This is a genomic window from Bacteroidota bacterium, assembly GCA_038746285.1.
Lineage (GTDB): Bacteria > Bacteroidota > Rhodothermia > Rhodothermales > JANQRZ01 > JANQRZ01.
This window is the reverse complement of sequence record JBCDKT010000065.1, coordinates 1-20,146: the sequence shown is the minus strand read 5'-3', so window position 1 is coordinate 20,146 and position 20,146 is coordinate 1. Positions and strand designations below refer to the sequence as shown.

Here is a 20,146-nt window from a genome sequence, read left to right as displayed (position 1 = left end):
GGGAGAGTGGGGAGAGTGGGGAGAGTCAAGAAAAGGCGATCAAGTTAACGAGACCCCCGCGCTCTGCACTAACGCAGGCCTCCTCCCATTCCAGCCATTCCTCCCACGCCTTAATCGTCCGTCTCACCGTGCCAGGTTGAACCCGACGAGGAGACTCAGCCGCACGCCGTCGTCTGAGACGACCGCCGAGACGTTTGCTGGGAAGTTCAGCCCCCCGTAGCTCGTCGTAGCCCCTACGGCGAGGGCGTAGGCCACGCCGCCGAGCGAGGCGTTCGGGCCGAAGCCGAACTCGAACCCGCTCCGTGTCCGCAAGCCCACCAGGAAGCTGAAGCTGGGCAGGAGCAGTCCCTGCTCCAGTCCACCGAGGAGGGGCACGAACTCCGTGACGCCGCTCAGGCCCGTGTCGGTGGAGAACAGCCGCGTCTCGAACTGCCAGCCGAACTGCGTGATGAGGGACCCCACGCGGTCGTCCTCATCGACGAAGTCGTCGTTGATGCGGTCCACGATGTCGCTGCTGAGGTACGTGATGCCGATGCGGGGGCCGGAGAGGCGGACCGGCTCGGTCGAGACGCGCGCGGTGTCGCCGGCAGGCTGGGCCAGGCTGGCGTGGGCACCGAGGAGGGCGAGCAGGACGAGAAGGCGCATGCGAGCGGACAGGTGGGCGGCGTGCCGGAAGAAACGAACGCCGCCCTGACCGGTCAAGGCTTACCGCAGCCCCCGCTGAAGCTGGCGCTCCGAGAAGAGGTCGTCGCGGAGTGCGGTGCCCGTGGCGCGCTCGGTGTAAGTCAGGACGGTGCGGCGGCCTGCCTGAACATCCTCCATCGTGAGCGTGTCGGCCCGCCAGGCGTCGGGGGCGACCTCGGCGAAGTCGCCGGCGGTGAGGACTTTGGCGAGGGCACCGCCCCGGTCGTAGTGTTCGGCGCGGAGGACGACGTAGCGCGCGCGGTCGACCGTGAGCACGATCCGGCTGTACTTCGAGTCGCCGTCGGTCGGCCGGGCGTCGAGCACGAAGGCGTCGGGCGTCGTCTCGGCCATCGTCACGTCGTAGGCGTCGGGGTCGCGCGTGCCGAGGTCTTCGTAGGTGAAGTCGCTCCCGGCGAAGCGCTCGCCGCGCGTCGAGCCCGCGATGCGCTGGACGCGCCCGAGCGCCGGCAGGTAGAGCTTCTGGTCGTCCCCGTCGTCGGTCTCGACCGTCAGCAGGCCGGTCCCCCGGATGTCCGCCGGGCCGGTGAAGACGAGAATCGACTTGAGGCGCTCGCCGTCGGTCTTGGAGCGCAGGTCGAGCGCCCGCGTCCGGGTGCGCCCGCGCTCGTCCACGATCTCCATGCGGATCGAGGCCGATTCGGTGTCGACGAGGTCCTGACGCCGCTCGACCTCCTCGAACACGTCCGAGGCCGAGGTCTGGGCTTGGGCAGGAAAGACAAAGAGCAGAAGAGCGAAGCTGCTTAGAAGAGAGCGCATGAGGCAGGTAGGGGAGGATTGAAGGCCACTTCGTCGTACGCAAAGTGCGCGCCGGAGACCCCGCCGCCCGCCTGCCGACCGGCTCTTCGCGAAAAGGTCAAACGACGACCCCGCCCCGGCGTACCGTGCGCTCTGGAGCGTCTCCCGGACCTCGGCGTACCTTGCGGCGGCCTCGAAGGCTCGCCCGAGGCCCGCTGCCCTCCGCCTCTCCATGACCTTGCTCGCCATGAAACGCTCCGCCGCCGCTTTCCTCCTCTCCGGTCTCCTCCTGCTGACCCTCGGGTACGCGCCCGCCGCCGCGCAGCAGGCCACCGAGACCGCCGAACTCTCGCTCGAAAGCCTCTTCAACTCGTCCACGTTCCGGGGCAAGGGGTTCCAGGGCGGGCGCTGGGCCGAAGCCGGGCCGGTCGTCCGTTACACCGTCCGCAAGCCCGCCCCCGCGGAGACGGGGGGCGACGCGACGGACCTGATGGAGTACAACCTCGAGACCGACACCCGCACCGTCCTCATCGACGGCAGCGAGCTCGCCAAGCCCGACGGCGACGGCCTGATCGGGATCGAGGGCTACCAGTACAGCGCTGACCGGAGCAAGGTGCTGCTCTACACCGACTCCGAGCGCGTCTGGCGGCTCAACACGAAGGGCTACTACTACGTCTACGACCTCGAGACGGACACCGTCATGCCGGTCTCGGACCGGGCCGAGGGGTTCCAGATGTTCGCCAAGTTCAACCCGGCCGGCGACCAGGTCGCCTTCGTCCGCGACCGCAACCTCTTCGCCGTGGACCTCGCCTCGGGCGAGGAGATGCAGCTGACGACGGGTGGGAGCGACGGCGGCGTCATCAACGGCACCTTCGACTGGGTCTACGAGGAGGAATTCGGCCTGCGCGACGGCTTCCAGTGGAGTCCCGACGGGCAGCACATCGCCTTCTTCCAACTCGACGAGACCGGCACGCGCGACTTCCAGATGACGGACTTCACCACGCTCTACCCCGAGTACGCGACCTTCCGCTATCCGAAGGCGGGCGAGGTCAACTCGGAAATCCAGATCGGCGTGATCGACATGACCGGGCCGAACATGGGTGCGACGCGGTTCTTCGACACCGACACCTGGAACGAGGGCGGCGAGACGACGGAGTACCTCTCGCTCATGGGCTGGACGCCCGCCATCGACGGGCGGCACCACGTCTGGATGGGCCGCATGAACCGCGACCAGAACGTCCTCGACCTCCTCTACGGCGACCCGGCCTCGATGGCGCTCGAGACCGTCCTCACCGAGACCTCGGACACCTGGATCGACGTCGAGACCGGCTTCTCGGACCTCGACACGGGCACGCTCACCTACCTCGACGACGAGGCGCACTTCGTCTGGCGCTCGGACCGCACCGGGCACAGCCACCTCTACCTCTACCGCAACGACGGCACCTTCGTCCGCCAGCTCACGGGCGGCGATTGGGACGTTACGACGTTCCACGGGATCGATGAGGGCGCGGGCGCGCTCTACGTCACCGCGACGAAGGAGAGCCCGATGGAGCGCCACCTCTACCGCGTGCCGTTCGCGATGGAGGGGACCAGCAGGCAGAGTGCCGAGCCGGTCAAGATCACTGACGCCGCCGGATGGCACAGCGCCGAGACCTCCGGCGACCTCCGGTACTACGTCGACCGCTACTCGAACGTCAGCACGCCGCCGGTGACCTCGCTCCACCGCATCGACGGCTCGCTCGTCAAGGTCCTCGAAGCCAACGAAGAACTGATCGCCACCGTGCAGTCGATGAACCTCGCGCCGGTCGAGTTCATGACCGTCCCCGCCGCCGACGGGACCGACCTCAACGCCTACCTCATCACGCCCTCCGACTTCGACCCGCGGGAGGCGCATCCGATGCTCATCCACACCTACGGCGGGCCGGGGAGCCAGGAGGTCCGCAACGCCTGGGGCGGGACCGAGCGGCTCTGGCACTACATGCTCGCCGAGGAGCACGGCATCCTCGTGGCCGGCGTGGACAACCGGGGGACCGGCGGGCGCGGCAAGCGCTTCAAGGCGCAGACCTACAAGCGCCTCGGCCCGCTCGAAGCCGAAGACCAGATCGCCGCGGCGCAGCACTTCGGCCAGATGGACTGGGTGGACGCCGACCGCCTCGGCATCTGGGGCTGGAGCTACGGCGGCTACCTGACGCTGCTGGCGATGCTCTACGAGGACGGACCCCTCGACGGCCCCGAGACCTTCAAGCTCGGCGTCTCGGTCGCCCCGGTGACCAACTGGCGGCTCTACGACACGATCTACACCGAGCGCTACCTCTCGACCCCGCAGAAGAACCCCGACGGCTACGACCTGGGCTCGCCCGTCACCTACGCCGCCAACATGAGCGACGACCAAGACCTCCTCATCGTCCACGGCGACGCCGACGACAACGTCCATGTCCAAAACACCGTCATCATGGCCGACGCGCTGATCGAGGAGGGCAAGCAGTTCGACCTGATGATCTACCCTGGCCGCAACCACGGCATCTACGGTGGCACCACGCGGCTCCACCTCTTCACGATGATCACGGACTTCATCACAGAAAACCTGTAACCTACGCGGCGGCCTCGATGTCTGTCTGGGCGAAGTCGTCGCCCTTGAATAGCAGCGGGTAGCCTTTCTCTTTGGCGAGGGCGTAGGAGAACACGTCGCCGAAGTTGAGGACGCCGTACCGGACGTACGCGTCCCGGGCCATGCGCGCCTGCTCCGGCGTAAACGGCTCGATTACTACATTCATCTCCGCTAGGATTTCGTCCACAGCGGCCAGGCTTTTGCTCGGGCGCCGCTTGCTCATGACAGCACAAAGCTCGACATAGGAGGCCGAGGCGATCAAGGACATGGACGCATCCTCTAGAGCGGACGTGTAGCGTCTGGCATCCTCCTCTTTCAGGAGAATAGCGATCAGCGCCGAGGGATCAACTACGATCATTTCGGTAGACCGTCCTCATCGTAGAGAATCTCATCCCCTGAACGGCTGTCTAGCTCCGGCATGGCGTTGATTTTTTCCACGAGCGGACGAATTCGCTCAGCGAGACTGCCCCGGGCTTCTATCGTCCGCCGGCGCTCGGCGTCGAGGCGCTGCTCGATGGCGCGCGTCACGGCCTCGGTGAGGCTCTCGCCCGTCAGCCGGGCTAGCTCGGAGGCCATCCGGTGGGCGTCGGCGTTTTTGATGTTCAGTTGCATCGGTCCTCGGTCAGTTCTACCGTCTACCACTAGAACACATAGTGTCGGTTCCTCCGGCGCATAGTACGTGCGGCGATCCGCCAGAAGCGCTAGACAGCGGCAACGCAAGGCCGTAGCTTAGGAGACCTTGTCACTGTCCTCCGTGCTCCGATGAACACGACGCTGCGGCTCCTGGCCGCTTTTTGTTGCCTGGCCCATGTAAGCGCTTACGCACAGCCCGGCGACCCGCCCGTCGCCGCGCCCGACGTGCTCCTCCAGGGCTTCCACTGGAACGCCCACCCCGGCGACCACTCGCTCAGCGCCAACGGTCTCTGGTGGGACTCGCTCCGCACCGTCGCTCCCGCCCTCGCCGACGCCGGGTTCGAGACGGTCTGGATTCCGTCGCCCGCGAAGGGGCAGGGCGGGCGCTTCTCGATGGGGTACGACCTCTACGACTACTACGACCTCGGCTCGGTCGACCAGAAGTTCACCCGGCGGACGCGCTTCGGGACGGACCTCGAGTTCGAGCAGATGCTCGGCGAGTTCGACCGGGTCGGGCTGCGGACGATGGCCGATGTGGTGCTCAACCACCGCGACGGCGGCGACGCCCGCTCCGATGTCGCCTGCGTCCCCGGCGGCGGTGCGCCCAACCAGCGCTTCAACGTCTTCAACCCCGGCAGCGGGCGCTTCCCGGCGACGGCCGCGTCCTTCCACGGTAACCCCACGCACTGCGACCTCGACGCGCCCTACCACAACAACATTTTTGCCCAAGACCTCTGCTACTTCGACGGCACCAACAACGTCCTCGACGCCGCTGCGCCGGGCAGCGGGTGGTACCACGGCCCCCACAACCTCGGCCACGTCGGGGACTCGCTCGTGGTCTGGGGCCGGTGGCTGATGGACGAGGTCGGGATCGACGAGGTGCGCGTCGACGCGATCAAGCACATCGAGCCGGGCTTCCTCGCGCCCTGGCTGGCCGAGCTCGCGCCGGGTAGCCAGCCTTTCGCTGTCGGCGAGTTCTTCGGCGGGACGAGCGAGATCCTCGCCTACCAGCAGGAGGTGGAGCGCTTCAACACGACCTTCGGCGCGGGCAGCAAGGACGCCCGGCTCTCGGTCTTCGACTTCGGCCTCCGGTTCGCGCTCAAAGGCATGGCCGACGGCGGCGGCTTCTTCGACCTGCGCGAGCTTAACAGCGCCGGTCTCCACTTCAGCGGCCTCGACGCTGCACGCGCCGTGACGTTCGTCGAGAATCACGACTTTGACCGGATCGGCTGGTCGGCGACGAGTTGCGGTGACCCCGACGCAGTGCCGTTTGGCAACACATGCGTCGAGCTGACGACCGACAGCGGGCACGACCCCGTCGTGAGCCGGAAGCACCTCGGCTATGCCTACCTCATGGCCGCCGAGGGCCGCCCGACGGTCTGGTGGAAGGACTACTTCTGGTTTGGCCTCGACGCCGAGATCCGCTGGCTGATGAACCTCCGCCGCTTCACCGCGCAGGGCGAGTCGACCCCGATGAGCGGGCTGAACCCGAACGCCGAGATCGACCAGGGCGATTTCTGGGCGCTCAGCCGGCAGGGCCTCGGGACGCCGCGCTACGGCATGGTCCTCGCCCTCAACGACAGCAACGCGGGCGAGGAGACCGGCTTCGTCGACACCCCGCACGCGAGCTACGAACTGCGGGACTACTCCGACGCCTACCTCTTCGAGACGACGCAGGCCTTCGCCGACGGGCGGGCCTTCATCAAGGCCCGGCCCGGCAACTACGCGTGGTTCGCCCCGACCGGCCTCTACCCGCGCCCGCCGGACGAGCCAGCGAGCAGCTTCGCGATGGAGTCCGAGCCGGGTGGCAAGCTGCACTTCGTCGTCCTCCGCGCCGCCGATGCGGGCCAGTTCTTCGTAAACGGCGCGCCGATCCAGCCGGGCGACGAGGTGGCCATTCTCGGGCCGACCGGCAGCGGGGCGGCAGGCCTCGGGCGCGTCGGGCAGCGCCTCCGGTGGGACGGCGAGCACGACCTCCTCGTCGAAGCCCTCGGCAACGACGACGGCACGAACGCCGCCGGTCGGCTGGGGATCGGCGACGACCTCCGGCTCGTCGTCTTCGACCAGAGCACGGGCACGACGGTCGAGGCGGGGGATATTGACTGGGCTGCGTCCGGCTCGGCGTTCACCTTCAACCCCGACCGCCCAGCCTCGCGCGGCGGTGCGTTCACGGCGACCGTCAACGACAGCGACGGCGCGTTCAGCGTCAGCGGCCTTTCGCGCGTGACGGGCTTCAGCGCAGGCGGCAGCGTCGTCGCGCTCAGCCTCACCCCACTCGGTGCGCCGATCACCGTCCCGGCCTCCGGCGGCGCGCTCTCGTTCGAGATCGACCTCCAGAACCTCACCGGAACCAGTCAGTCGTTTGAGGTATGGACCGACGTGCTGCTGCCGAACGGGAGTGCCTTCGGCCCGGTCATCGCGGCGACGCCCGTGACGCTGCCCCAGGGGGCAGGTGGCGGGCAGACCGTCACGCAGAGCGTGCCCGGCAACGCGCCGGCCGGGGGCTACGTCTACCGCGCCTACGCCGGAACCTACCCCGATGCGGTCATCGCGTCTGACAGCTTCCCGTTCGCCAAGTCCGGCACGGCAGCGCGGCCCGGCTCGCCCGTCCTCGTGGGCTGGACCGCTACCGACGCGACCGGCAAGGCGCTGTCGTTCGGTGAGACGGAGCCGGCGACGTCGGCGGCTTCGCAGGGCTTCCGCTTCGACCCTGCCTTCCCGAACCCATTCGGCAGCGAGGCCACGCTCCGGTTCGTCGTGCCGACGGCGCAGGCGGTCCGCGTTGAACTCTATGACAGCCTCGGCCGCCGCGTCCGCGTGCTCTACGACGGCACGCCTGCTGCCGGCACCGAGCAGTCCATCACGCTCGGCGGTCGGGACCTGCCGAGCGGGGTCTACCACGTCCGGCTCGTCGGCGAGACCGTGCGTGCGACGCAAACCCTCGTGCGGATGCGGTAGCGGCAGCGCGCCGGACGCTCGTGCCCTAGAAAGACTATCTCTGGCCCTATCAGGGCATCGCTACGGGGATCGTGCCACGTCCGTCTCGCCGGTACACCCGGAAGTCACTGTCCGTTGTGATAATCCTGCTATCGCGATACTGCTCGCTCATCCGCACAAGGCAAGCGTCGGCGAAGCTCATCGGCTGGTCAGCATACTTCGCCATCAGCCTCTCGATTGGCTGCTCATCGCCGCGCGCTGTAGCTGATGACAAGAGCCCCGGACAGCAGTAGCTTCAGCACACGGTCGGTGCTGCCCGTCCGGTCTTGGAGCAGAAAGCAAGCCTCCGCGATGACGGCTTCGCAGGTGAGCAGCGGTGGGGCCAGTCGCTCGGCCTGCGCGACCGCCCAGACGTGGTGCTGTTCGCTTGGATCGAGATAGGCGACGAGGAACCCGGTGTCGACGATGGCAGCTCGGGTCACGACAGCGAATCCCGGCCAAAGCCTTTCATGTGCTCCGGATTGCTGCCAAGATCGGGAACACCACTCGGCGGACCGATCAAGTGCTTGGCGCGGTCATGGAAGCTGCCCGCCTGCGCTCCGTCGCCGCCTGCTGTTTCGGCTCCTGCCAGCCGCTCGTCCAGGATGCGCTGCAACCTCCGCACGTCGTCCAGTGGTGCGGTGCGAATGGTCTGTTCGATCTCTTGAATGCTCATCATGGGCCTCGAACGTGCGCGAGTCGTGGGTTAGAGAAGTGCCTACGCAACGTTCTCCGCTCCGGTTCGGAGGTGCGTGTGCCGAGCGATCTACTCGTCGGCGAGGACGTGCACGCAACGCAGACCCTCGGGCGGATGCGGTAGCGAAAAGCGGCGATTCCAGCGCCTGGAGGCTGCTCTTGCAATAAGCAGGGGCGGCCCTCGTTGTGGATGCGTGACGAGGGTGCGGGGCACTGAGCCGTGCCGGGGGCAGGCGATGCCGGGGGCACGATTGGACTTTCCGGCGTTCGCGCCGCCCGGGTTGATTAGGGCAACGCTTGTCCTCGGCCAGGTGTCTCTCTTGCTCACACCAACATGTACGGAGGTCCCCATGCGGATTCGTTTCGTTCTGCTCCCGCTCGTCCTGCTCGTCGCGGCCCACCTTGCCGTTCCCGAGGCCCCACCCAACCCCGCCACCGGCAAGCTCGCCGGCCAGGTCGTAGACGACCTCGGCGACCCGCTCCCTGGTGCAAACGTCATCATCGAAGGCACCCAGCTCGGCGCAGCGACGGACCTCGGCGGCAACTATTTCATTATCGGCATCCCCACTGGCACCTACACCGTAACGGCGTCCTTCGTCGGGTTTAAATCGGTCTCTGCCGATTCGGTTGTGATCGAGCACGGGTTCACGACGGAAAAGAACTTTGAGCTAGCTACCGATGTCCAGCTAGATGAGATCACGGTTGAGTACGCGCGCCCGCTGATTCAGAAAGACGCCATCGGTGTGCCGAGAACGGTGTCTGGAGCTGACCTTTCCATTCGCGGCAGCCGTAGCCAGGACATCAGCTACTACGTCGACGGTGTGCGGGTGAACAGCCCGCCGCCGACGGACCGCGAGGGGTACAGCGCGGTCGTCGAGAACGACTTCCGGCGGCCGGCCGATGCGCCGCTCTCGACGTTCTCCATCGACGTGGACGCGGCGAGCTACGCGAACGTCCGCCGCTTCCTCGGCGACGGGCAGCTCCCGGTCAAAGACGCCGTCCGCATCGAGGAGCTGGTCAACTACTTCGAGTACGACTACCCCGACCCGGACGGCGCACACCCGTTCGCGGTCGTCACCGAGGTGTCCGAGGCGCCGTGGGCACCGGCGCACCGGCTCGTCCACATCGGGCTCCAGGGCGAGCGGATCGACACCGAGGACCTGCCGCCGAGCAACCTCGTCTTCCTGCTCGACGTGTCGGGCTCGATGAACAGCCCCGACAAGCTGCCGCTCCTCAAGCAGGCGTTCCGGCTCCTCGCCTCGAACCTCCGCGAGCAGGACCGCGTCGGGATCGTGGTCTACGCCGGGGCGGCAGGCATCGTCCTCGAACCGACGAGCGACAAGACCGCGATCCTCGAAGCTCTCGACCGGCTCCAGGCGGGCGGCTCGACGGCCGGCGGGGCAGGGCTAAAGCTCGCCTACGACCTCGCTCGCGAGCACTTCGACCCGGAGAAGAACAACCGCGTTATCCTCGCCACCGACGGCGACTTCAACGTCGGCCCGTCGTCGGATGCCGAGATGATGCGGCTGATCGAGGCCGAGCGCGAGAGCGGGGTCTTCCTCTCCGTCCTCGGCTTCGGGACCGGCAACCTCCAGGACTCGAAGATGGAGACGATTGCCGACCACGGCAACGGGCACTACGCCTACATCGACTCGGTCCACGAGGCGCGCAAGGTGCTCGTGAGCGAGATGGGCGGGACGCTCGTCGCGATTGCCAAAGACGTCAAGATTCAGGTCGAGTTCAACCCGGCCCACGTCGCGGCCTACCGGCTGATCGGCTACGAGAACCGCCTCCTCGCCGACGAGGACTTCAACGACGACACCAAGGACGCGGGCGAACTCGGCGCGGGCCACTCGGTGACGGCACTGTATGAAATTGTGCCTGTCGGCATCGAGGTCCCGACGGCAGGCGTCGACGAGCTGAAGTATCAGCAGCAGACGGTCCGCCCCGACGCAGCGGCGAACCCGGAGATGCTGACGGTCAAGCTCCGCTACAAGGAGCCCGACGGCGACACGAGCCGCCTGCTCGACACCGCGCTCATCGACCGCGACGTAGCGCTCGACCAGACCTCGGAGTCGTTCCGCTTCGCGGCTGCCGTGGCCGAGTTTGGCCTGCTGCTGCGCGACTCGGAGCACCGAGGCCGGGCCAGCTTCGAGAACGCGCAGATGCTCGCGCAGTCCGCTCGCAGCACCGACCCGCACGGCTACCGCGCTGAGTTCGTCCGCCTGCTCGAAACGGCTGAAGCGCTCGTGGATGCCGAGGTGGCGGCACGCTAGAATGATTGGAAGGGATGAAGCAGGGAAGAGCGGAGGGGGGCTCGACGCTCAGTCGGGTGTGCTTCCGCTCTCCCTCGCTTCTGCTCCTCCACTCCTAAACGCCTCGCGGATCACCGCTTCCGCCTGCTTGCCCTGCGGCGTAAAGTCGCCCGCGTGCGAGCGGCCCGACGGCGGGTACCATTTCCACAGGATCGCCCCGGCAAACCAGGGCTCGGGCCAGACCTCCTCGAAAAAGGCCGTGTAGAGCCGGGCCTGGAGGGCCTCGTCCGTCTCGGCGGCTAGAGCGCGGCGCTCGGGCCACTCCCACGGACGAGCGGCGGCGAAGCTCACGTCCCGGTAGCCGATCTCGGTGAAGAGGACCGGTTTTCCTGTGCGGGTGTGGAGTGCGCGGAGTATCTCTTTGTGCGGCTTCCATCCGGCGCGGAGCGTGTCGATTCCCGGGTCGTCGGCTTCGGAGATCGGGAAGTAGGCCTGCACCCCGACGTAGTCGAGCGCGTCCCAGAACGGCACATGCTCGGCATCGTCGTACCAGTTGGCGGCGTAGGTCAACTCGCCGTCGTAGACGGTTCGGATCTCCGCGATGAGGCTGCGCCAGAACGCCTCGCGCGTGCGGACGGCCAGCGCAAGCTCGGTCCCGATTACGAAGAGTGGCGCACCGATTGCTGCCGACAGGCGGGCGTAGTACAGCGCGTAGTCCCGGTACCGGGCCTCCCATGCCGCCCACGCTGCCTCGGTCGCGAAGTCGATCTCCGCCGACCACGAGCCGCGCAGCCAGACCTGCGGCTTGATGACGAGGTGCATCCCGAGCGAGTCGGCCTGCTGGGCGAGAGCGCGGATGCCGGCCTGCCCCTCGGTGTACCAGTCGGCGTCGTAGTTGGTGCGCAGGGCCGGGTCGCCAGCGTGGCGCTGGAAGGCAAACGGGATCACGGCCGCGTGCGTCGCGCCGAGTTCCGCAAGCCCGGGTAGCCACGTCCGAGGCGGCGTGCGTCGGGCGTCGAGCGTGACGCCCTGGATGCGCGGCGCGCGCTCTAGCGAGGCTGGGCGGAGGTCTGGGGTCGGGCTCGGGGTGTCGGCCGGCGCATCGGCGCAGGCTGCGAGGAGCAAAGAGAGAGCCCACAGAACGGAGCGTAAAACCATAATGTCGTGGGACGCGTAGGAAGTGGATACGAAGAAGATCGGAACAGCGTTAATTGGTTACGGGTGCACAGGCCGGCGCGAGCCATGATTTATGGCTGAATCCGCTTTTTAGCCATAAACCACCACGCGCCAGTATGGATGGGCTCAGTAGACGAACGCACGGTCCGTCCGTACCTTCGCACCGCGATTAGAACCCCACGACTTGCATGGAAGCTCCCACGATGGTCCCCGCCACCGCTGACGTTTCGGCCGGCCTGACGCTCCCGGATTTCATGGACCGGTACCGCGAAGCGCTGCAGCGCATGTTCCGCAGCCGCGCCGACGCCGACGCCCTCGCGCTCGACCGAGGGCTGCCGGCCTTCGTCATGCGCGAGGTCTTCGCCTGCGACCCGCTCTCGGTCTTCATCCCCCGCGAGTACGGGGGGCGCGGCGGCGAGGTCCGCGAGGGCCAGAGCGTCCTCGAAGCCTCGTCGTACGAATCGCTCGGGCTCGGCCTGACGGTCGGCATCAACGGGGCGCTGTTCCTCCAGCCGCTCGCTAAGTACGGGCAGGACGAGGCCAAGGCCGCCGTCTTCCAGCGCTTCCTGCGCGACAAGGCCCTCGGTGGGCTGATGATCACCGAGCCGGGGTACGGCTCGGACGCGCTCAACATGAAGACGGCTTACACCGAGACCGACGAGGGCTACCACCTGCGCGGCACGAAGCACTGGGGCGGCCTCACCGGCTGGGCCGACTTCTGGCTCGTCACCGCCCGCCGCCGCGGCGAGACCGGCGACCTCGGCCGCGACATCGACTTCTTCCTCTGCGACGAGAACGCCCCCGAGCAGGGGATCGCGGTCGAGGAGTTCTACGAGAACCTCGGGCTCTACATGATCCGCTACGGGCGCAACCGGATCGACGCCCGCGTCCCCAGGACCCACAAGCTGGAGCCGCACACGACCGGCATCAAGATGATGCTCGACGTGCTCCACCGCAGCCGGACCCAGTTCCCCGGCATGGGCATGGGCTTCATCAAGCGGATGCTGGACGAGGCCCTGGACCACTGCAAGGAGCGCCTCGTGAGCAACAAGCGCCTCTTCGACTACGACCAGGTCCGCTCGCGGATCGCCCGGATGCAGACCCAGTACACGGCGGTCTCCGCGATGTGCCTCTACGCGAGCGAGAACGCGGGCATCGACCGCGACATGTCGAAGGACGCCGTCCAGGCCAACGCCATCAAGACCGTCTGCACGGACATGATGCAGAGCGCGGCCCAGTCGCTCCTCCAACTCACCGGGGCGAAGGGCTACCGGCTCGACCACATCGCCGGGCGCGGCGTCGTCGACAGCCGCCCGTTCCAGATCTTCGAGGGCTCGAACGACATCCTCTACCAGCAGGTCACCGAGGCCGCGATGAAGGGGATGCGCCGGATCAAGGAGACCAACCTCTACCGGTACCTTAAGCAGGACGACCTCACCGCCCGCGCCGCCGACTACGTCCGCGACGCGCTCGACTTCGACCTCGACACGCAGCTTCCGCAGCGCAAGCTCGTCGAACTCGGCCAGGCCCTGAGCCGCGTCGTCTCGATGGACCTCACGATCGAGCTCGGCACGCGCGGCTTCCGGGGCGACCTCGTCTCGAACGCCCTCACGACGCTGAAGCAGGACGTGGAGGGCCTCATGACGACGGTCCGCCAGAGCAAGCTCGCCGAAGTCGTTGAGGAGTACAAGGAGGAAAGCGGCTGGCTCGGCTTCGTCAAGCCCAAGCTCGCATAGTCTTGCTCGACCTGTTTGATCCTGTAGGGGCTTGATTAATCAAGCCCCTACTTCCGTTTGAACCAGGCTGCTTTACTCTACACCGAGCACCTTGTGCGTCTGCACCGAGACGCGCCACGCGGGGTCGGCGAGGGCGAGGTCCACAGCTAGCCGCGTCGCCTCGGCCTGCCGGGGGCCGTCCTCCGGCTGGAGCCACAGCCAGCGCCGCTCGCGCCCGCCGACGACGTGCGGGCGGACGCGCTCGGCAAAGGCGGCGTAGTCCTCGGGCCGGTAGTCCGGGACGACGAGCTTCAGTTCGTCGCACGTCTCCAGCACGAGGCGGTGCTGGGGTAGCTTCGGGCTGCACACGATCCAGTCGGGCGGAACGAGCGTGCCGCCCGCGTCGGTGAAGGCCTCGGCCAGCGTCACCGTGCCGTTGGTCTCGACGGCGACCTCGAACCCGGCCGCGTGGAGGGCCCCGACGAGCGCGGCGTCGGCCTGGAGGAGCGGTTCGCCGCCGGTGAGGACGCAGAACCGGACCGGTCCGGCGAGGCGCTGCACCTCGGCTACGAGCGCGTCGGCGGTGAAGCGAACGGATCCGTCCTTCGTGAAATCCGTGTCGCACCACAGGGCGCAGGTGTTGCCGTTCCGGTCAGCGTCGCGCGTCCGGTCGGCCTCGCGCCCGGACCACAGGTTGCAGCCGACGAGCCGGACGAAGACGGCGGCCCGGCCTGCCCAGGCCCCCTCGCCCTGCAGCGTCTGCCACGCGGCCTTCACCGCGTACCGCTTCGCGCGAGGCGCTTGCGCCCGCCCTACCGCTCGTACGTCTACGCTCACACCCATCCCTTCGCCTCCGCCTCGGCGTAGCCTTTGGCCCGCAGGACCGAGGCCGGGTTGTCGAGTTTGCCGTAGCCCCACGCGTGCCGCTCCGAGCGGTCGCCGTGGTAGTCGGTGTGGCTCAGCTCGCGGACTGTCTCCAACACGTCCACGCCGCGCACCGTCCCGAGGTCGGCGGCGAGCTTCCACGTCTCGGCTTTCGTCCGGTGCATCAGCGGGGTGTGGACCGCGACAGGCGCGTCGAGCGCGAGCGCGAGGGTCTGCTCCTGGCTGTCCACGAAGTCGCGGCGGCAGTCGGGATAGCCCGAGTAGTCGGTCTGGCACATCCCGCCGACGAGGTCGCGAATGCCGCGTGTGTAGCCGTAGCTCGCGGCGATGGTGAGGAAGAGCGCGTTGCGTCCGGGGACGAACGAGGCCGGAAGGTCTGGGGCGAGGGCGTGCGGGGCGCTCACGTCGCCCTCGTGCTCGGTGAGCGCGCTGCCCGAGAGGAGGCCCGACAGGTCAAGCACGGCGAACGGAACACCCGCGAGGTCCGCGATCTGCTGCGCCTGCCCGAGTTCGACCGCGTGCCGCTGCCCATACCGGAAGCCCAGCGCCTCAACCCGGCCGAAGCCGCCGAAGCGCCCGGCGTCCGGGTGGAGGGCCCAGAAGAGGCAGGTCGTCGAGTCCTGCCCACCGGAGAAGAGGACGAGCGCGGTGCGGTCTGGCATCGGGCGAGTGACGAGTGACGAAAGAGAACCATTCAAGGTACCGAGATCGTTGCGCTCCGTGCCGATGCCGCAGGGGCGAACGGCGTTCGCCCTGTTCGGGTATGGCTTCACCCTCCGGGCACAGCCAATGCGCCGAGATTCCGCTAAATTGCAGGCCCTGTGCGAACCCGCCATCGCCCGGCCGGTTGCAGCGCCCTCACCGACGACTGAGAGGCTGTTTGGCAAAACGGCTTCCAGGCTGCGAGCGGCTGTGCAGACACGTCAGCGGCGTCGCCTTGCATCGCCGATGCTCATGCATCGCCTGCTTCAGGCTCCTGGCCGTCGTCCTGCTCGCTCGCTCTCGCCTTCGGACCCGCTCACCAAACAGTCTCTGAGCCATGCACGATCCCGACCTCGCCGACCGCCTCGCCGACGCCCGCGAGCGCGCCCTCCGCCACACCGAGCAGTCGCTCGATCACATGGCGAAATACGGCATCCGGCCCGAGGGGCAGGTCGGCCTCTTCCTCCCGCCCGAGGCGCGGCAGCAGGCCATCCACCGGCTGCCCTACGAGCACGACGCGCGGCAGGTCGTCGTCTACGAGACCGAGCCCGGCGAGTTCAGCGCGCTCTGCCCCTTCTCCGGCCTCCCCGACTTCGGGACGCTCCGCGTCGAGTACGTCCCCGGCTCGGACGTGCTGGAGCTGAAGAGCCTGAAATACTACCTCATCTCGTGGCGGCACGTCGGGGCGGCGCAGGAGGACATCACCGCGCTCGTCTTCGCCGACCTCCGCCGCCACCTCCCGGACGCGGAGTACCTCGTCGTGACGACCGTCTACAACGTCCGCGGCGGCATCAACACGACCTGCACGGTGGATAGCAGAGGACAGCGGACAGCGGACGGATGACAGAGGACAGTTTTCTGCCTACCGCCTTCTGTCTTCCGAACGAAGCCGCATTAGGCCCTCTTGGACGACGGAGGCGACGAGCGTGTCGCCCTGGTAGACGGCCCCCCGCGTGAAGCCGCGCCCGCCGGAAGCGCTTGGGCTGTCGAGGACGTAGAGCAGCCACTCGTCGGCGCGGAAGGGGTGGTGGAACCACATCGCGTGGTCGAGGCTGGCGAGTTGGAGGTCGGGCTGGAGGAACGAGAGGCGGTGCGGGCGGAGCGCCGTCAGCAGGAGGCCGTGGTCCGAAGCGTAGGCGAGCAGGCTCTGGTGAACCGCCGGGTCGTCCGGCAGCCGGTCGACGGCCCTCAGCCAGATCGCGTGGTGCGGGGGCCGCGCCTCCGGCTCGAACGCGTCCACCGGGTCTACGGGCCTGAACTCGAACGGACGGTCCTGGGTGTAGGGCGCTCGCAGAGGCTCGGGGATGCGGTCGGCGACAGCGCGGACGCGGTCGATCTCCGAGGTGAGCCCGTCCGGCCCCGGCAGGTCGGGGCGCGCCGTCTGGTGCTCCTTGCCCGTCTCGGCGCGCTGGAACGAGGCCGACATGTTGAAGATCGGCGCGCCGTGCTGGATGGCGCGGACGCGGCGCGTGGTGAACGAGCCGCCATCGCGGATGCGGTCCACGTCGTAGACGAGCGGGGCCTCGATGTCGCCTGGGAGGATGAAGTAGGCGTGGAGCGAGTGGAGGACGCGCTCCACCTCCAGCGTGCGGTAGGCCGCGACGAGCGCCTGGGCCAGCACCTGCCCGCCAAAGACCCGCTTCGAGCCGAGGTTGCGGTTGGTGCCACGGAAGATGTTCTCCTCGATGTATTCGAGGTCGAGGACGCCGAGCAGGGCGTCGAGGGCAGGGCGCATCGGGGGCAGAGTCGGGTACGGATACGCGAAAGCCACCGAATCGCGGGGACTCGGCGGCTTCCGGTGAAGAGTGCCCGGGACTGGAGTCGAACCAGCACGCCGGTTAAGGCACACGCCCCTCAAGCGTGCGTGTCTACCAATTCCACCACCCGGGCAGGGCGAATGACGAGGGCTGAGCGACGAGCGACGAACAACTGTTCGACATTCGGCGCTCCAAACTCGTCGTTCGAGGTGACTCCGGTAGGGCTCGAACCTACGACCCGCTGGTTAAAAGCCAGCTGCTCTACCAACTGAGCTACGGAGCCGGGGTGCGCCTGCGAGGGCAGGCCGCAAGCTACGAAGCCACGCGAACCGGTGTCAACCGGACCGGCGGCGTGCGCCGGACGAGGGAGCCCAGTATACCGCACCTGGCGAACCGCCGCGCCGCGCCCGGTGCGAAGTTTGGGCAAAGCCAGCCGCTGACAGTACCTTGCCGGACGCACGCCTGCTGCCCTCACTCACCCGCACCGCTCCCCGCACAGCCATGAAACGCCTCGCCTTGCTCCTCGCTCTGCTCGCCGCCGGCCCAGCGCTGGCGCAGCCCGTCACGCTCGACCTCGTCGGCACCGTCCCTTTCCCGGCGACCCAGCAGGGGAACGGCACGTCTGACGTGTGGGGCTACGTCGCTCCAGACGGTGCTGAGTACGCCATCGTCGGTGTCCTCAGCGGCACGGCCATCGTCTCGGTGCCGGACCTGGAGGTGCTGCACACGATCCCCGGGCCGACGGGAGGCGACTTCTACTACCACCGCGACATGGTGGTCTACGGGGACGTGCTCTACGTGGTCGCCGAGATGAGGGGGACGAACGAGGGCTTGCAGGTGATCGACCTCAGCGGGCTGCCGGAGAGTGCACCGCTGGTCCGAACCGTGACGACGGCGAGCAACGTCCGCTCCCACAACCTGGACGTGGACGCCGCGACGGGCTACGCCTACGTGCTGTCGCAGAACTACCGGAGCGTCCGCGTTCTCGACCTCGCCGACCCCCTTGACCCGCAGGAGGTGGGCAACGTGGCGCTGCCGGAGGGCCACGACATGCACGCGCGCGGCGACACGCTGTACGTCGCCGAGGGGCGCTACTCCGACGGGGGCCTCGTCGGGTCGTTTTCGATTTGGGACATGGCCGACAAGCAGGCCCCCGCGCTGCTGGCGCGCGTCGTCATCCCGAACGCGGGCTACGTCCACAACATCTGGCCGAGCGACGACGGGCGCTACGTGGTCACGACCGAGGAGACCTCCGGCAAGACAGTCAAGGTGTGGGACATCTCCGACCTCGACGACGTCGAACTGGTCGGCGAGTACCTCGGCGAGAACGGCCTGGCGCACAACGCCCACGTCATGGGGGACCTGGTCGTGCTCTCGCACTACAGCGCCGGGGTGACGGTCGTGGACATCGCGGACCCGGCGGCTCCGGTCGAGGTCGCGGCCTACGACACGATGCCCGACAACAACACGGACCGGTTCGTCGGCACATGGGGGGCGTGGCCGTACTCGCCGAGCGGCTACGTCTACGCAGGTGACTTCGACACGGGCCTCACGGTCTTGCAGATGACGCGCAACCCGGTGGACAGCGAGCCCGAGGCGGCCCCGGCAGCGCTCTCGGCGACCGTCTACCCCAACCCGTCGCACGCCGAGGCCACGCTCCGCTTCGAGCTTGCCGAGGCCGGCCCGGTGCGGGCGGTGCTCTACGACGTGCTCGGGCGCGAGGTCCGCGTGCTCACCGACGGGCCGCACGCGGCGGGCCCCCACACCGTTCAGCTGAGCGATGCAGTCTTGCCACCCGGCGCGTACGTGCTGCGCATCGAGACCGCCGAAGAGGCTCAGGCGCTTCGCATAACCCGCGTGCGCTAGCGCCCGGCATCCTGTCCACCGACCTCCTGCTCCCATGCAACGCCTCGCCCTTCTCGCCGCCCTCCTCGTGGCGCTTCCTTGCGCCGCGCAAGACCTCGAACTCGAACTGATCGGCGAGGTCGAGTTCGGAGTCGACCCGCGCTTCAACACCGGCGGCTCCGACGTGTGGGGCTACACCGCGCCCGACGGCTCGGAGTACGCCATCATGGGCATCCTCAACGGCACCGCCATCGTCTCCGTCCCCGACCTCGACGTCGTGGACATCATCCCCGGCCCGAAGGAGGACGACCGCTACTACCACCGCGACATGGTCGTGCACGGCGAGATGCTCTACGTGGTCGCCGAGATGACGGGGACGAACGAGGGCCTCCAACTCATCGACCTCAGCGGCTTGCCCCGGAGCGCCGAGCTCGTGGCGACCTACGCCCCCGAGGGCAAGGTCCGCTCGCACAACCTCGACGTGGACGCCGAGACCGGGTACCTCTACATCCTCGCCGAGGACTACACGGGCGTCCGCATCGTCGACGTGTCCGACCCGCTCGGCGCGCAGGACGTGGGCTTCATCCCGACGCCGGACATCCACGACATCCACGCGCGCGGCGACGTGGTCTGGATCGCCGAGGGGCGCTCGCCGACGTTTTCGATCTGGGACGTGACGGACAAGCAGAACCCGCAGCCGCTGACCCAGATGCAGGTCCCCGACGGCGGCTACGTCCACAACATCTGGCCGAGCGACGACGGCGCGCTCGCCCTCACGACCGAGGAGACCGCCGGCAAAACGGTCAAGGTGTGGAACGTCGAGGACATGGACGACCCTGAACTGGTGGGCGAGTACCTCGGCGTGAACGGCCTCGCCCACAACGCCCACGTCATGGGGCGCTACGCCTACCTCTCGCACTACACGGCGGGGATGATCGTGATCGACCTCGACGACCCGAGCAACCCGGTCGAGGTGGCGCGGCACGACACCTACGCCGCGAACGACTCCTCGGGGTTCGCCGGGACGTGGGGCGCGTTTCCGTACACGGAGAGCGGGTACGTCTACGTCAGCGACCTGGAGGGCAAGCTGACGGTGCTGCGGGTCAAGCACACGACCTCGTCGGCGCTGCCGGAGGAGCGGGAAGGGAGCGAAGGAGCGGAAGCAGGGAAGAGCGGAAGAGGCTAGTCCTCTGGCACATTGAGACTGACAGGTCGCTCGACCTTGTCATCCCGGACCCCGATCCGGGATCTGAGGCGTGGCTTGGAGATCCTGAACGCGAAGCCTCCCCGCAGGGAACCACGTTCAGGATGACATACCTGTCATACCAGTTCTTCAGGATAGTGTCTCACCTAGGCGAGGTCGTCCCCGCGCAGGCGGAGATCCATACAACCCCCTACGCGAAGCGCCGCCGCCTGATGGATGCCCGCCTGCGCGGGCATGACATGAGAGTGAGGCAG

General features: G+C 67.9%; 17 protein-coding genes and 2 tRNA genes. 7 read left to right on the top strand and 12 right to left on the bottom strand.

Features of this window, described 5'->3' with window-relative positions; translation table 11 throughout:
• Positions 1 to 123: 123 nt before the first annotated feature.
• Positions 124 to 645 (bottom strand): hypothetical protein, encoded by a 522-nt coding sequence (locus AAGI91_15715; GenBank protein MEM1044058.1) that lies wholly within the window; start codon positions 643 to 645, stop codon positions 124 to 126.
• 60 nt (positions 646 to 705) lie between these two features.
• Positions 706 to 1,461, bottom strand: coding sequence for an outer membrane lipoprotein-sorting protein (locus tag AAGI91_15710; protein MEM1044057.1), 756 nt, complete (start codon positions 1,459 to 1,461; stop codon positions 706 to 708).
• A 226-nt stretch (positions 1,462 to 1,687) separates the two neighbouring features.
• On the opposite strand from AAGI91_15710, the gene AAGI91_15705 reads away from it, so the two are divergent.
• Positions 1,688 to 4,030, top strand: a complete 2,343-nt coding sequence (locus AAGI91_15705; GenBank protein MEM1044056.1) for a S9 family peptidase — start codon at positions 1,688 to 1,690, stop codon at positions 4,028 to 4,030.
• Position 4,031: 1 nt separating this feature from the next.
• Here AAGI91_15705 and AAGI91_15700 read toward each other — a convergent pair whose 3' ends face one another.
• Both AAGI91_15700 and AAGI91_15695 read right to left on the bottom strand, forming a co-directional pair.
• Positions 4,032 to 4,406 carry a type II toxin-antitoxin system VapC family toxin gene (locus tag AAGI91_15700; GenBank protein MEM1044055.1) on the bottom strand — a complete coding sequence of 125 codons (375 nt, stop codon included), beginning with the start codon at positions 4,404 to 4,406 and terminating at the stop codon, positions 4,032 to 4,034.
• Positions 4,403 to 4,660, bottom strand: a complete 258-nt coding sequence (locus tag AAGI91_15695; GenBank protein ID MEM1044054.1) for a type II toxin-antitoxin system VapB family antitoxin — start codon at positions 4,658 to 4,660, stop codon at positions 4,403 to 4,405. The genes AAGI91_15700 and AAGI91_15695 overlap by 4 nt, the downstream gene beginning before the upstream one ends.
• A 150-nt stretch (positions 4,661 to 4,810) precedes the next feature.
• Here AAGI91_15695 and AAGI91_15690 point away from each other — a divergent pair, with 150 nt between their 5' ends.
• A complete protein-coding gene (locus AAGI91_15690; protein MEM1044053.1) occupies positions 4,811 to 7,639 on the top strand; it encodes a T9SS type A sorting domain-containing protein in 2,829 nt (942 codons plus the stop codon).
• A 224-nt stretch (positions 7,640 to 7,863) separates the two neighbouring features.
• Here the strand turns inward: AAGI91_15690 and AAGI91_15685 are convergent, their stop codons facing one another.
• Positions 7,864 to 8,100, bottom strand: coding sequence for a PIN domain-containing protein (locus tag AAGI91_15685; protein MEM1044052.1), 237 nt, complete (start codon positions 8,098 to 8,100; stop codon positions 7,864 to 7,866).
• Positions 8,097 to 8,336 (bottom strand): hypothetical protein, encoded by a 240-nt coding sequence (locus AAGI91_15680; GenBank protein ID MEM1044051.1) that lies wholly within the window; start codon positions 8,334 to 8,336, stop codon positions 8,097 to 8,099. The genes AAGI91_15685 and AAGI91_15680 overlap by 4 nt, the downstream gene beginning before the upstream one ends.
• A gap of 367 nt (positions 8,337 to 8,703) precedes the next feature.
• Here AAGI91_15680 and AAGI91_15675 point away from each other — a divergent pair, with 367 nt between their 5' ends.
• A complete protein-coding gene (locus tag AAGI91_15675; GenBank protein ID MEM1044050.1) occupies positions 8,704 to 10,629 on the top strand; it encodes a von Willebrand factor type A domain-containing protein in 1,926 nt (641 codons plus the stop codon).
• A 48-nt stretch (positions 10,630 to 10,677) separates the two neighbouring features.
• Here the strand turns inward: AAGI91_15675 and AAGI91_15670 are convergent, their stop codons facing one another.
• The gene (locus AAGI91_15670) at positions 10,678 to 11,733 is read right to left on the bottom strand and encodes a glycoside hydrolase (GenBank protein MEM1044049.1); all 1,056 of its coding nucleotides are present in this window, start codon (positions 11,731 to 11,733) and stop codon (positions 10,678 to 10,680) included.
• Between the two features lie 239 nt (positions 11,734 to 11,972).
• Here AAGI91_15670 and AAGI91_15665 point away from each other — a divergent pair, with 239 nt between their 5' ends.
• Entirely contained in the window at positions 11,973 to 13,520 is a 1,548-nt protein-coding gene (locus tag AAGI91_15665; protein MEM1044048.1) for an acyl-CoA dehydrogenase, read from the top strand.
• A 72-nt stretch (positions 13,521 to 13,592) separates the two neighbouring features.
• Here AAGI91_15665 and AAGI91_15660 read toward each other — a convergent pair whose 3' ends face one another.
• Both AAGI91_15660 and queC read right to left on the bottom strand, forming a co-directional pair.
• A complete protein-coding gene (locus AAGI91_15660; protein MEM1044047.1) occupies positions 13,593 to 14,342 on the bottom strand; it encodes a radical SAM protein in 750 nt (249 codons plus the stop codon).
• Positions 14,333 to 15,046 (bottom strand): 7-cyano-7-deazaguanine synthase QueC, encoded by a 714-nt coding sequence (gene queC / locus AAGI91_15655; protein ID MEM1044046.1) that lies wholly within the window; start codon positions 15,044 to 15,046, stop codon positions 14,333 to 14,335. Before queC ends, AAGI91_15660 begins: the two co-directional genes overlap by 10 nt.
• Before the next feature lie 377 nt (positions 15,047 to 15,423).
• Here queC and queF point away from each other — a divergent pair, with 377 nt between their 5' ends.
• The gene (gene queF, locus AAGI91_15650) at positions 15,424 to 15,930 is read left to right on the top strand and encodes a preQ(1) synthase (protein ID MEM1044045.1); all 507 of its coding nucleotides are present in this window, start codon (positions 15,424 to 15,426) and stop codon (positions 15,928 to 15,930) included.
• Between the two features lie 18 nt (positions 15,931 to 15,948).
• On the opposite strand, the gene AAGI91_15645 is transcribed toward queF, so the two are convergent.
• From AAGI91_15645 to AAGI91_15635, 3 genes are all read right to left on the bottom strand, one after another.
• On the bottom strand, positions 15,949 to 16,821 hold the full coding sequence (locus AAGI91_15645) for an acyl-CoA thioesterase II (protein MEM1044044.1): 873 nt from the start codon (positions 16,819 to 16,821) through the stop codon (positions 15,949 to 15,951).
• 71 nt (positions 16,822 to 16,892) lie between these two features.
• Positions 16,893 to 16,976: transfer RNA gene (locus AAGI91_15640), tRNA-Leu, on the bottom strand.
• A gap of 77 nt (positions 16,977 to 17,053) precedes the next feature.
• Positions 17,054 to 17,126 (bottom strand) — tRNA-Lys (locus tag AAGI91_15635).
• A gap of 218 nt (positions 17,127 to 17,344) precedes the next feature.
• On the opposite strand from AAGI91_15635, the gene AAGI91_15630 reads away from it, so the two are divergent.
• Positions 17,345 to 18,709 carry a choice-of-anchor B family protein gene (locus tag AAGI91_15630; GenBank protein MEM1044043.1) on the top strand — a complete coding sequence of 455 codons (1,365 nt, stop codon included), beginning with the start codon at positions 17,345 to 17,347 and terminating at the stop codon, positions 18,707 to 18,709.
• A gap of 34 nt (positions 18,710 to 18,743) precedes the next feature.
• Complete coding sequence (locus AAGI91_15625) at positions 18,744 to 19,874, top strand: choice-of-anchor B family protein (protein ID MEM1044042.1); 1,131 nt, start codon at positions 18,744 to 18,746, stop codon at positions 19,872 to 19,874.
• Positions 19,875 to 20,146: the final 272 nt, after the last annotated feature.